General features: G+C 41.7%; 9 protein-coding genes and 4 pseudogenes. 3 read left to right on the top strand and 10 right to left on the bottom strand.

Annotated elements, in window-relative coordinates:
• Positions 1-80 precede the first annotated feature (80 nt).
• From M5V91_RS03125 to M5V91_RS03080, 10 genes and pseudogenes are all read right to left on the bottom strand, one after another.
• Positions 81-536 (bottom strand): hypothetical protein, encoded by a 456-nt coding sequence (locus M5V91_RS03125; RefSeq protein WP_251174992.1) that lies wholly within the window; start codon positions 534-536, stop codon positions 81-83.
• Between the two features lie 142 nt (positions 537-678).
• Positions 679-819 carry a hypothetical protein gene (locus tag M5V91_RS03120; RefSeq protein ID WP_019381191.1) on the bottom strand — a complete coding sequence of 47 codons (141 nt, stop codon included), beginning with the start codon at positions 817-819 and terminating at the stop codon, positions 679-681.
• A 329-nt stretch (positions 820-1,148) separates the two neighbouring features.
• Entirely contained in the window at positions 1,149-2,525 is a 1,377-nt protein-coding gene (nagE, locus tag M5V91_RS03115; RefSeq protein ID WP_251174993.1) for an N-acetylglucosamine-specific PTS transporter subunit IIBC, read from the bottom strand.
• Positions 2,526-2,671: 146 nt separating this feature from the next.
• Positions 2,672-3,930 (bottom strand): annotated as a pseudogene (locus tag M5V91_RS03110) (exo-beta-N-acetylmuramidase NamZ family protein).
• A gap of 187 nt (positions 3,931-4,117) precedes the next feature.
• Positions 4,118-6,232, bottom strand: a complete 2,115-nt coding sequence (locus M5V91_RS03105; protein ID WP_251174995.1) for a glycoside hydrolase family 3 protein — start codon at positions 6,230-6,232, stop codon at positions 4,118-4,120.
• Between the two features lie 44 nt (positions 6,233-6,276).
• Positions 6,277-8,039, bottom strand: a pseudogene (locus tag M5V91_RS03100) (serine hydrolase domain-containing protein).
• A 337-nt stretch (positions 8,040-8,376) separates the two neighbouring features.
• Entirely contained in the window at positions 8,377-10,092 is a 1,716-nt protein-coding gene (locus M5V91_RS03095; protein WP_192908906.1) for an ABC transporter ATP-binding protein, read from the bottom strand.
• 172 nt (positions 10,093-10,264) lie between these two features.
• A pseudogene (locus tag M5V91_RS03090) lies at positions 10,265-10,707 on the bottom strand (threonine/serine exporter family protein).
• A 29-nt stretch (positions 10,708-10,736) separates the two neighbouring features.
• On the bottom strand, positions 10,737-11,489 hold the full coding sequence (locus tag M5V91_RS03085; RefSeq protein ID WP_009333515.1) for a threonine/serine exporter family protein: 753 nt from the start codon (positions 11,487-11,489) through the stop codon (positions 10,737-10,739).
• 200 nt (positions 11,490-11,689) lie between these two features.
• Positions 11,690-12,013 (bottom strand): MerR family transcriptional regulator, encoded by a 324-nt coding sequence (locus M5V91_RS03080; protein ID WP_009333514.1) that lies wholly within the window; start codon positions 12,011-12,013, stop codon positions 11,690-11,692.
• A 182-nt stretch (positions 12,014-12,195) separates the two neighbouring features.
• On the opposite strand from M5V91_RS03080, the gene fbpA reads away from it, so the two are divergent.
• The 3 genes and pseudogenes from fbpA to M5V91_RS03065 all read left to right on the top strand — a co-directional run bounded on the left by fbpA (position 12,196) and on the right by M5V91_RS03065 (position 12,968).
• Positions 12,196-12,360: a Fur-regulated basic protein FbpA gene (fbpA, locus tag M5V91_RS03075; protein ID WP_009333513.1), complete on the top strand. Its 165-nt coding sequence runs from the start codon at positions 12,196-12,198 to the stop codon at positions 12,358-12,360.
• A gap of 13 nt (positions 12,361-12,373) precedes the next feature.
• On the top strand, positions 12,374-12,511 hold the full coding sequence (gene ykzB, locus M5V91_RS03070; protein ID WP_019381184.1) for a protein YkzB: 138 nt from the start codon (positions 12,374-12,376) through the stop codon (positions 12,509-12,511).
• A gap of 149 nt (positions 12,512-12,660) precedes the next feature.
• Positions 12,661-12,968: pseudogene (locus M5V91_RS03065) on the top strand (PadR family transcriptional regulator).
• The last annotated feature ends 10 nt before the right edge of the window (positions 12,969-12,978 follow it).

The following is a 12,978-nucleotide window of genomic DNA, read 5'->3' as shown; positions in this document are numbered from 1 at the left end:
TATCCTAAGGTTTTATAGCATGCCGGTCTAGTTTTGTGCCATAAAAAAAGCATTACCCGTAAAAGTAATGCCTTAAGTCTCTATTTTAATAATTTGCTTAATCCTGATATAAGCCCAATACCTTTTTTAAAATCATTGTTTGCTGCATTAAGTACTTTTAAATATAGGCTTAAAAGGGAAGCGTTTTGTTTCTTTAATTCAGCTACCTCTTTTCGAGTTGTTTTTAATTCGGATCTTATTGCCTCCATTTCTTTTTGCAAGGAAACAAGTTCTCTATTTTCGATGTCTGGAATCTCTTCGATAGCTGCTCCATCTTTATCTTCAGGCGGCTTTTGAGAGATTTCCCCGACCAGTCCCATTAGGGAATCATCCTTCAATATCTTATTGGCCATTTTAAATAAAGATCCGAAATTGATATTATTTTCATCCTTCAGTAAATTTGCTGCCAGTTTTTCTACAGCCTCGGAATTATACCGATTCTTATTGCTTGCCGTTTTTTCAGATGAATTCTGCTGTTCTGGTTTATTTTCCTCCATTTTTATCCCGTCCTTCTTCGTTTTCACTCACTATTCTATGAAACTGCAGTATATTTGGAATGGACAAACATACAGGATTAAAAGATTTTATTTTTTCATACGAAAAACCCTGGAAATATACCAGGGTTTCTGTAATTTTTCTTTAAGCGTCATTTGCAGAGCATCCCAAAAGGCTGCAAATTGCCTCCACGATGGCACCTTCTGCTGAAGGTACAAGAATGCTTGCCAAAAGTAATACAACGGCTAAAAGAATGACAATTAACACCGTTAATGGTTCTACCATGATGATATCCCCCTTTAAAGTCATTTAGCAAGGGAACCCTTACGTAGACATGTTATGTTTAAAATTTGGACATGCTTAAACTACTATCCTATACTGAGAAAAAAGGGCGCTTGTCCATGGGGGATAACACTTAAATTTGAAAAAATGTCCATCCTATAAATTTAATTTTTTACTGTAAAGCTATTAAAATTATGATTTGCAGAGATCATTAAAACTTAATTACTATATGAGAAAGCATATATTTCATCAGTATCTAAGGGAATTGAGGCACCCTTGTAAAACTATATGTAACAAAAGCTGGCCCCCGTGACAGCGAGCCAGCTTTTCATTTACTTCTTTTTCAATTCATTTGCCAGAAATTCAACATCCGTTCCAACAATAACCTGCAGACTGGTTTTGCTGAGCTTTATTACCCCTTTTGCCCCCAGCTGTTTTAAACGCCCTTCATCAACCATAGCTATATCTTTCACCTTTAAACGAAGGCGGGTTACACAATTATCGATTTCTTCAAGATTTTCTCTGCCGCCCAGAGCCTCCAGATAAGCATCTGCAGCTTCAGCATAGTTGCCTTTTAGAGCGGAATTCCCTTCAAATTCACCTGCAATTTCATCTTCCCTTCCCGGCGTTTTTAAATCCAGTTTCTTAATGAGGAAATAGAAAACCACAAAATACAGAAGGCCATAAAGGAGACCTATTCCCGCAAGCAGCACTGGCTTCTGGGCAATGCCGAAGTTTAGAAAATAATCCAGGGCACCTGCTGAAAACCCGAACCCATGATGAATATCCAACAAATAGGAGATGGACATAGCCAAACCTGTTAAAATAGCATGAATAAAATATAGTACCGGTGATAAGAACATAAATAAGAATTCTATCGGCTCTGTAATACCGGTCAGGAAGGAAGTAAATGCGAGGCCTGCCATCGCCCCTGCCACCGCTTTCCTTCTTTCCTTTTTAGCAGCTGCAACCATGGCAAAAGCAGCGCCCGGCAGACCAAACATCATGATCGGGAAGAATCCAGTCATGAAAATCCCTGCAGATGGATCTTTTGCAATGAATCGCCATAAGTCTCCTTTAATGACATCCCCGGCTGCATTAGTAAACTCACCAAACTCAAACCAGACAAGCGTGTTCAATATATGATGGAGCCCAACCGGAATTAATAATCGGTTGAGGAATCCGAAGACTCCAACACCCGCGGCACCTGCACCAATAATCCAATCGCCCACACTGTTAATGCCTGCCTGGACCGGCGGCCACACATACCCGAACAAAAATGCAATGACAATCATAACAAGTGATGTGATAATGGGCACGAACCGTTTTCCTCCAAAGAAACCAAGCCATTCCGGCAGCCTAATATCATGATATTTATTGTATAATAGCCCTGCAATAATACCGGAAATGATTCCCCCAAAAACACCCATATTGACCGTTTCGTTTATCGCCGCGGCACCTTCAGTCAGCACAAAATAACCCACTGCACCGGCTAGGGCAGCGGCCCCGCTGCCATCCTTAGAAAAACCGATGGCAATCCCGATGGCAAACAATAGAGCCAAATGTCCAAACACAGCATTCCCGGCTGCAGATATAAACGGAATGCCTAAAAGGTCATCCTGTCCCAGCCTAAGCAAAAGTGCAGCAGCAGGCATGACTGCAATCGGCAGCATTAAAGACTTGCCAATCTTTTGTAAAAACCCCAACATTTTTACACACCTCTTTCTGCATGGATTATTACATAATATGAACAGGCTTTATAATTCAGTACCAGACACCATCAGTATTATGCCGACCCGCCATATAATAAAAAAAGAACCTGGGGCATTTTGCCGCCAAGTTCTTTCCTGCGAGTTTAATAGAGTAAATATTCTTCACGTGTCTTATTGAATTGTTTTAATTCTTTCTGCCATTTGGAGGAGATTTCTTCAACTGGCTTCCCTTCCTCAATGTCTTCACGGACCCAGCCATTGCCCATCAGATTGTCAAAGAATGAAATTCCTGCACTGTTTTCGGCACGGAATTCGAAGTCTTCCGGATACATATCATGGATCGCCTTCACGATATGAAGTCCGGTCTCGACAGGCTTGAATGCATCGCGATGTGTAACATGAATTTGAATCCCATGTGAAAGCTTTCCTGCATGCTTAGAGAAGCTTGGTGTAAACGAAGCAGCTCTGAAGGTTACCCCGGAAGATTAAGACTGTTCAAATGTCCAGCCAAATCATCAGCGTTGATAAATGGAGCACCAATTAATTCAAACGGCTTCGTTGTTCCGCGTCCCTCAGAAACATTCGTCCCTTCAATCAATGCAGCTCCCGGATATACTAAAGCAGTTTCTAAAGTGGGCATATTAGGGGACGGCATGACAAACGGAAGGCTGGTGTCATCATAATACATTTCCCGCTTCCAGCCATTCATTTTGACAACAGTTAACTCTGCACCAATTTCGAACTCTTCATTGAATAATTCGGCCAGTTCACCTACTGTCATCCCATGCCGGAGCGGGATCGAATAATTCCCCACAAATGAGGAATACTTCATATCAAGCACAGGTCCTTCAACCTTTGTTCCACCTTGGGGATTTGGCCTGTCCAGCACGATTAAAGGAATATTGTTTTCTTTTGCTGCTTCCATTGCATATGCCATTGTATAAATATACGTGTAGAAACGTGTTCCTACATCCTGGATATCAAACAGGAGCACATCGATATTTTCCAGCATTTCAGGTGTAGGCTTCTTGGTTTTTCCGTATAAGCTGTAAACAGGAAGCCCTGTCTTTTCATCGATATAATACTCAACATATTCTCCCGCCTGTGCACTTCCGCGGACTCCATGTTCCGGGCCATATAAAGCTGTTAACTCCACATCGGGATCATTGTGCAGAATATCGACAATGCTGTTTAAATTCTGGTCTACCCCAGTCGGGTTTGTGATTAAGCCCACTCTTTTCCCCTCTATGAGATCCTTCTTATCATTTAAAAGAACTTCAACTCCAAGCTCGAATTTCTTTTTCTTGCCTTTTCCTTTGCCATTGCCGTTATCTGCAAGCACAACAGTTAAAGAAGAGAGTACGAGAATCATTGTCAAAAACCCCATAAACCATTTCTTCATATATTTTTCCCTCCTTGATCAGAAAAGCGGAAGCTCCTTGCCCATCCCCTACATCTTGGTGGGGAAGGGGTGGAGCTAGAAAGTTTCTAAAATTCCAACGATAAAAATTCTACTAATATTAAGAATGAAGGCACAGGCAAAACCCTAGGCTGCCTGTACCCCTTCCTATTTAAAAATAGCAGTGTGCCTAATAGCTCAATCCATGGCCAAATTCAAATAAAACACTGCCATCTGGACCCGGAATTGTTACAGGCAATTTACCTGAAGGATTAACCTGGCCAAAAACAACACCTGCAGATGCATCAAAGCTTGCCGTCCTGAATCCGTATTGCGCAATGTAGGCATCAACTTCCGGATAAGCCATGATGTCATATGGGTTACGGATGCCAACCGAAATGACTGGAGCTTCTGACTCAGCAATGATGGAATTAACCATTTTCATCTGAGCGCTGTCCGGTGAGCGGCCTGATACATTAAACGTATAGGAGCCCACAATAACAGCACTGGCATTCCTGATTAGCTCCTTCTGCTCTTCCGTTAATGCATAGCTTGAGGTTTGGATGACCGTTGTGTTTGCATGAAACTTGCTGATTGCGTTCTTTAAGTCTGCAATATACGTATTGCCGACAACGACTATATTATCTTCAGGAGATAATTGCAGCGGCAGTGCATCTCTTTCATTTTTAACCAATGTGACTGAACGTTCAGCTGCTTCTTTTTCTATTTGTTTATGTTCTTCTGATCCAACAATCTGAAGTGCGTTTGCAATTTTTTCATCGATCGGCTGTGGTGTCTCTTCTTTAATAATTCCTCGCTTTATTTTCAAAGTTAAAATTCGTTCAACTGATGATTCAATGCGTTTTTCTGATATTTCTCCATTCTCCACAGCATTCACTAGCCCTTCTGCAACTTCTTGAAGCCCAACAGGCATTAGCACAATATCTGTTCCAGCTTTTACTGCTCGAATGGCCGCGTCAACTGGTCCAAAATGTTCGGCAATGGCATTCATATTCATCGCGTCTGTTGTAATAACACCATCATAGCCCATTTCTTCCCTCATAAGTTCTGTCAGCACTTTATGGGAAAGAGTGGCCGGAACTGCAATTTCCTCACCAGTTTTTTTCGAGATTGCTTTTGTATCATCAATCTTAGGGAAGGTAACATGTGCTGTCATGATCGCATCAATCCCTGCTTCCATTCCCTTTTGGAAAGGATACAATTCAACTTCTTTTAGACGTTCTTTGTCATGTGGTACTTCAGGCAATCCAAGATGGGAGTCTACTGCTGTATCTCCATGTCCGGGAAAGTGCTTTGCTGTAGCGGCAACACCTGCTGATTGCAATCCTTCGGTATAAGCAACACCCATGTCAGCGACAAGCTGCGGGTCCTCACCAAATGAACGAACGCCAATTACCGGATTGTCGGGATTATTATTTACATCCATAACAGGTGCAAAGTTCATATTTATGCCAAGTGATGCCAGTTCCTTTCCAATCGCCTTGCCGACCTTTCGGGAAATTTCTTCAGAACGGGCAGCTCCTAACGCCATATTGCCAGGCATGTCTGTTCCTGATTGAAGACGTGTTACAATTCCGCCTTCCTGGTCAATCGTCATTAATAAGCCGAATTTATCTGCAGCTTTCTGATAGTCGGAAACCAGTGTGGCTGTCTGTTCTGTTGTCACCACATTTTCACGGAATAATATGACCCCGCCAAGATGATAATCTTTTACCAGCTTCTCAATTTCCGGCAGCATTTCAGTGACATTTTTCCCCTTCCAGGTGCGGAAATCAGGCATCAGCATCTGGCCGACCTTTTCTTCAATAGACATGTTTTTCACTGCTCGGCTAATGAGATCATACCGTTTCCCATGCTCCTTAATGATTTTCACTTTAAAAGCTGGCTTGCCCTTGCTGTGCTTTTTGCCGTCAGGTTTTATTTGAAGTGCAATACGGTCCTTATATACTCCGTCCGTTACACTGATGAAGGTTTTTCCTGGCTTCCCCATTAAGGTGATATTCCCCGCCTGATCAACTGCTGCAACATTTTTATTTGAAGATTTCCATTTCACACCATCTGAAATTCCCATGAAATGTCCTTCTTTATAGACATGAAGCGCCTTTAATTGAAATGCTTCTCCACTAATTTCCGTACTGACATCAGGCACATTCTGAAGGATGATTAAATCCTTTGCTGCACTTTCTGCAGAGGCTTGTTTCAAGGTTCCTCCGATCCATAACTGCGAAACGGCAAGTGTAATTGCGAGAAGGGAAATGAACATTATTTTACGGGCTTTAACCATTTCTTCCACCGTCCTTACTGCATTTATTTCATATGCTCTTAAGCTTACTTTTCACTAAAAAATCGAATGCTAGTAATTTCTTTTTTCCACCCGTTTCCTGAGAAGGCAGGCGTCACTTTTTTGCCATCTGAAAGTCTGAGTTTTACATTATCAACATACCAGCCTCTGCCATTTACTGTACTGTCTGTCTGGTATCGGAATCGAATGTGGGAGGTTCCTTCAGGAATCGTTAGTTTTTCGTTTTTCCAATCGATGCTGCTGCCTGTTAATGGCTGTGCCGCCTGTGTCCAATTGACGCCATCCTCTGATACCTCTACAAAGGCCATATCCGCATTGGTTTCAGTTCTGTACCAGGTATCAAACGACAGGACCGCCTCTTCATTGAGATCCACTTTAGCCGTTAAATTGTGCTGAATTTTATCTCCATATCCTGAGAACCAGGCATCTCCTTTTCCAGGGATTGCAACAGGAATGGAATCTGCTACCTGTCTTGCAAATGCTCGCCTTGCAATATTCGTTGTAACCGTATTTCTTGATGGATGGACGCGATTTGTTAAGAGAATAGCAATCGTGCCATTATTCCGGTTTATTACAATAGATGTACCAGTGTACCCTGTATGCCCAAGCGAAGTTCCCTCTGATAAGGCATCCATGAACCATCCCTGACCAAGCTCCCAGCCAAGGCCATGATCATTTCCAGGAAATTGAGGAATCTGGTTTTGAATCAGCATTTTCACTGTCTCTTCCTTTAAAATCCGCTTGCCGCCATAACGCCCGTCATTCACATACATATGGGCAAGTTTAGCAAGATCGGATGCAGTGGAAAAGACACCTGCATGTCCGGCAACGCCATTAAGGGACCAGGCATTTTCATCATGAACCTCCCCCAGACAAGGCCCCTGCCGATAGCAGGCTGGTATTCCGTTGCCGCAATCCGGTGTTTCAAAGATTCAGGAGGATTATACATCGTATCCTTCATACCGAGGGGTTTGGTTATGCGTTTTTTCACAAACTCATCCAGGCTTTGTCCTGACAGGCGTTCGATTATTGCGCCGAGGGTAATCATATTCAAATCGCTGTATGTATACGCTTCACCCGGTTCATTGGCCAATGGATGTTTAAAAACGATTTGCATCCGATCGTCTCTGCTGCTCCCTTGTGAATATAAAGGAATCCATGCAGTAAATCCTGAAGTATGTGTCATCAGCTGGCGAATCGTTACATTTTCCTTGCCGTTTTCAGCAAACTCGGGGATATATTTCGCAACCGGATCATCCAGTTGAAAGCGGCCATCATCATACAATATCATCGCAGCAGTAGTTGTGAAAATTTTACTGATTGAAGCCAGATCAAAGATTGTATCTTCCGTCATTTCAATCGGATTCTGCGCTTCAGTAAATTTATCATCCGTATAACGGTAGGAATATCCGTATGCGTCTTGTTTGACAATATGGCCCCGCCTTGCGACAAAAGTGACAGCACCAGGCATGACTCCTTCTGAAATCATACCTTCCATCAGCGGATCGATTTCATTGAGCGGCTGCTGAACCATTCCAGCTCCCGCCGCTGAACCTGGATGAAGAATAGGAGAAATCGGCCCAGGGCGATCCCATGAAAAAATCGGATGACTTTTGTATTTCACCTCTTTATGATCCTTCCTTTCCATTGTTGGCTTAACTCCTTCCGCGCTTTGCGCAGATGCCGGATATGCTGCCGGAATAAAGAGTGATGTGCTAAGTGCTGCTGATAGCGCAATAAGCTTGGTTTTATGTTTCATACTGCCTCCTTTAATTTTATGAACTTTCATCAGCCAATAACCTCCTTTATGTTTGAAAGGGTTTACATACTGTAAGATTAATAGAGTTAGAGTATAGTTGTCTATACCACATAAGTCCTGTTCTAGTTAAAAACTTCCATATATTTAATTAAAACGATAGTTCTTTTTGACTATTCTGAAAATTATGCATTTCATTGATTGACTCCATGATTTGTTTGCAGATTTCCCAAATTTCATTTGTAAAAATGAATGCTTGTTTGCTAGTTTTCTACTATTCTTTAATTTTTTCCAGGTTTGTTTGATGAAACAGTATTTTTGCAGAGGTCTCCATTTAGACAAAAAAGCAGAATCCATTACGGATTCTGCTTTATCTTTGGAATTGCACATTATGGAGGCCTGCGAAGATCCCGCCCTGTTCTATTAACTCATCATGTGTACCTTCTTCGGCTATGCCGTCTTCTGTGACAACCACCACTCTGTCTGCATTTCGAATGGTTGCAAGCCTGTGGGCAATCACAAGTGTAGTGCGGTTTACGGCAAGCTCATTCAACGCAGTTTGAATAATCTGTTCGGTTTCTGTATCCAATGCCGAAGTTGCTTCATCCAAAATCAAAATCGGCGGATTTTTCAGGAACATTCTTGCAATGGCAATTCTTTGTTTTTGTCCGCCAGACAGCTTTAATCCCCGTTCCCCAATTTGAGTTTCATAGCCATCCGGAAGAGATGCAATGAAGTCCTGCAGGTGGGCTTTTTGAGCTGCGTCCGCAATCTGCTCGTCTGTTGCCCCAAGCATTCCGTAAGCTATATTTTCTTTCAGTGTACCGGTAAACAGGAAGACATCCTGCTGAACAATGCCGATTTGCGATCTCAGTGATTTTTTCGTCATGTCCCTGATATCCATGCCATCGATCTTAATGCTTCCGCTATTTACATCATAAAAGCGTGGAATCAAAGAACAAATCGTTGTCTTTCCGGCACCTGAAGGTCCAACAAAAGCAACTGTTTCACCTGCTTTTATTTGAAGGTCAATCCCCTGAAGCACCGATTTATGCTTGTCATAACTAAATGCTACATCTTGAAAGCGGATATCACCCCTTAAGGATTCAACCTCAATGGCATCTTTTGCATCCTCAATCTCTGGCTCAGTATCAATAATTTCCAAAAAGCGTTTGAAACCAGCCATTCCTTTTGGATACAGTTCCATCAGGGCGCTAATTTTATCAATCGGTTTTAAAAGTACATTCACATAAAGCACAAATCCGACCAATTCTCCATATGATAGCTGCCCGTTGAAGCTCAGCCAGGAACCGTACACTAGAACAATCAGCGTAACTAATCTGGTCAGCATATAAACTCCGGAAGCACTAAAGCTCATAATTTTATATGCTGCAAGCTTGGCAAGACGGAATTTGCCATTGTTTTCTCTAAATCTTTTAATTTCATAGCTTTCATTTGTAAAAGACTGAACCACACGCACTCCAGATACACTATCCTCAACCTGGGCGTTCACATCAGCAATTTCACCGTACATCCTTTTCCATGCTTTGTTCATTTTAATATTGCAAAATGTAATCAGCCATACAAGAAAGGGAAGAACAAATATCGTTATAAGAGCGAGCTTCACATTGATCGTCAGCATAATCCAGAAGGCACCCGCAAACGTCATGACCGCAATGAATAAATCCTCGGGGCCATGATGAGCGAGCTCTCCGATATCCATAAGATCATTTGTCACCCGGCTCATGATATGCCCTGTTTTGGTATTATCAAAGAAGCGGAAAGACTGCCTTTGAACGTGCTGAAAAAGCTGCTGCCGCATATCTGTTTCGATATTGATGCCCAGCTTGTGGCCCCAATAGTTAACAACAAACTGCAGAAGTGTGCTGGTCAAATAAAGAGCAAGCAGGCCGGCACTTACAGAAACAATCATGGACCAATTCCCGCTTGGAAGCAGGCTGTCGATAAACCACTGAACCGCAAGCGGAAAGCCCAATTCAAGAATTGCCACGAATACCGCCGAACTAAAATCAAGAATGAATAGGCGCTTATGTGGCCTATAGTAGCTAAAAAACCGTCGGATCATCATAATCTCCTTTTTCTGAAAAAATCAAACATAATAGGATTATAAATTCACCAGGAATATATTACAAGAAAAACCCGTCCCTATTTATTTCCTGAAACGAGTCTGATAGTTAGAGGTTATATTACGGCTTAATTCCTAAGAAAGGCCGATGTAATCGTACTTCGCAGTTATTTTAGATTCTTGATTTAAACTGAACTTTACGGATCATTTGATTGATTACCTCTGAAATGACAAGTCCTACTGCGATTGCCCCTGATATCATGAATGCTTTCGCAGCCAGCTGAATTGCCGTATTATAATCATTTTCAACAAAATTCCGCATTGCATTATAAGCAATCCCCCTGGGACCAATGGAATGATGCCGGCAACACTGAATATAATAATAGGTGTTTTATACATTTTGGCAAAAATCTGGCTGATCACTGCAATGGTAAAAGCAGCGATTAATGATGAAATGACAGCATCATACTGCCAATTGACAAGCCAAATATAAACAAACCAGCCGACCATCCCGACAAACCCGCATTTCAACAGTGATTTTTTCGGAGCGTTGAAAAGCACTCCGAACCCTGCTGAAGCAATAAAGCTTGTAATCATATGTGTCAACATAAACATACGCATATTCCTCCGCTAATGCATTTCATTTAGAAAGTGAATACAAGAGCAATCCCAGCTCCAATGGCAAATGCCGTCAAAAAGGCCTCAGCCCCTTTTGACAGACCAGAAACAAGGTGCCCGGCCATTAAGTCCCTGACTGCATTTGTTATCAGCAGCCCCGGAACGAGCGGCATGACTGAACCGATGATGATCTTATCAAGTTCTGTTCCCGCTCCTGTGTACACAAAGAAATAGGCGATAAGGCCAATTAGTAATGAAGCAATAAATTCAGAGAAAAATTTAATCTGGACCACTCTATGTACGTATATAAAAGAAACAAAACCAAGACCGCCTGCAATCATGGCTGGAATAAAATCTGTCCAGCTTCCAAGGAACATAATTAAAAAGCACCCGCTTGCAATGGAGGCTGCAAGAATCTGCTGATAGACAGGGAAAGTATAGTCGGCACTTTCAATTTCCTTCAGCCTTGCCAAGGCTCCCTTTCCATCCAGTTCACCGCTGCTGATCCTGCGTGAAACTCCGTTCACTAATGTTACTTTATACAAATCCGTTGACCGTTCTGAAATCCGAATCAGCTTTGCCGGTTCAGTTCCATCCGTTGAAAATATGATTCCGGTTGGAGTCACATAGCTATGGGAGTGCGGTATACCCAGGGAGGCTGCAATCCTGGTCATTGTGTCCTCTACCCGATAGGTTTCTGCACCGCCCTGAAGCATGATTTTCCCGGCAAGCAAGCAGATCTCTATTACTTCTATTGTTGGAGGAAATTCTTTCCCCATTCTTTCACCTGCTTTACAGATCAAAATTTAAAACCTTCATATATAGGGTTACATCTTAACGGAAATGGTAAACGAAAGAAAGACCTTTTGTCTAAAATTTATATAAAAATGTTTCGTAAACTCCGGCAGCATATTCTAAAAGGCAGAATTAAAGCTGAATAAAAAAAGCGATTATCCCTTGCAGAATAATCACTTTCCCATTATTTCTTCCGGATTCCAAACTGCGCATTAAGCTGACCCTGAATCATTTTTGAACGTGATGCCTGATCGTCTTTTTTCTTTTTTCTCTTTAATTCCGAGCGGATTTCTTCCGTTCGGACTCCCTCCTCCCTTTTGTTGGCTATGTCGATGAGCGTCTCTACATCGCTAAAAGAATACTTCCTGCTCCCGCGTTCTGATCTTTCAGGGAAAATCAATTTCCTCTCTTCGTAATACCGTATCTGCCGTTCACTAAGTCCTGTCAGTTCGCTGACCGTCCCAATCGAAATGACTTTTCTGGTTTTGTAGGATGATTCACTTTCCAATCATGTCACCTCAATCTAACCATTTTCTTTCATTATACTAATCTTTCAAACATTTTCATCAATCCTGTCAGAAAATCTAACAATACAGCAAAAACAATGTAAGAAAACTTAACATAATACATGAATATGAGCTAAATTTCTTTTAGAATAAAAAAAACATTAAAGGAAAGGGGAGATAATGAATGCAATATTTACGGAAGGCGATTGAGAAAAAACGGCAATATCTAATCGGCCTGCTGGTCAAATCTGGAAGCGAATATCAGCATTCTGAACCGGCTCTGCAAAAGCTGACCTTAACAGAACTTGAGGTAATATTTAAAAAACACAGCAATCGAAACCGTTATTAATCAGGGGGCCCGTATGGAAACTAAAAATACAATAGATTTGGCGAGAAGAATTATTGAACTCGATTTACTGCGTGATCAGCTATGGGAAAGTTTAACGGCAGCAGCCGGTGATTATGCTTATGAAATTTTAAGAAATGAACAAAATAGTTAATACTGGAACGCTTGGAAAAGCGTTCTTTTTTATGTCTATGTTAAAGTTTTGTAAATATATAATTCCCCCTTTTTTGTCCTCATTATTTTGGTATCATCCTATTATCGAATTCCGATATCGGTTTTCGAAATTAATAAGGAGGCATTTGCTTGGAAGATAAAATATTGCGTAAGCTGTTCCTGGGGTTTATTCAAATCCATATACTTCACCATGCAAAGGAACATCCTGTTTTCGGCGCTTGGATGGTGGAAGAGCTGAAAGAGCATGGATATAGCATCAGTTCCGGAACATTGTATCCTATCCTGCATTCGATGGAATCAGACGGGCTGCTTCATCAGGAGAAGAAAAATGTAGATGGCCGAATCCGAAAATATTATACTGCAACAGAAAAAGGAATTTCGGTGCTGGAGGAAGCCAGAAAAAAGCTTATGAGCTTTTTAAAGAGATTAAAGACTAAAGGAGATGCA

The organism is Cytobacillus pseudoceanisediminis (assembly GCF_023516215.1).
GTDB classification, from domain to species: domain Bacteria; phylum Bacillota; class Bacilli; order Bacillales; family Cytobacillaceae; genus Cytobacillus; species Cytobacillus pseudoceanisediminis.
The sequence above is the reverse complement of the archived record's forward strand: the minus strand, read 5'-3'. Positions and strand labels throughout refer to the sequence as shown.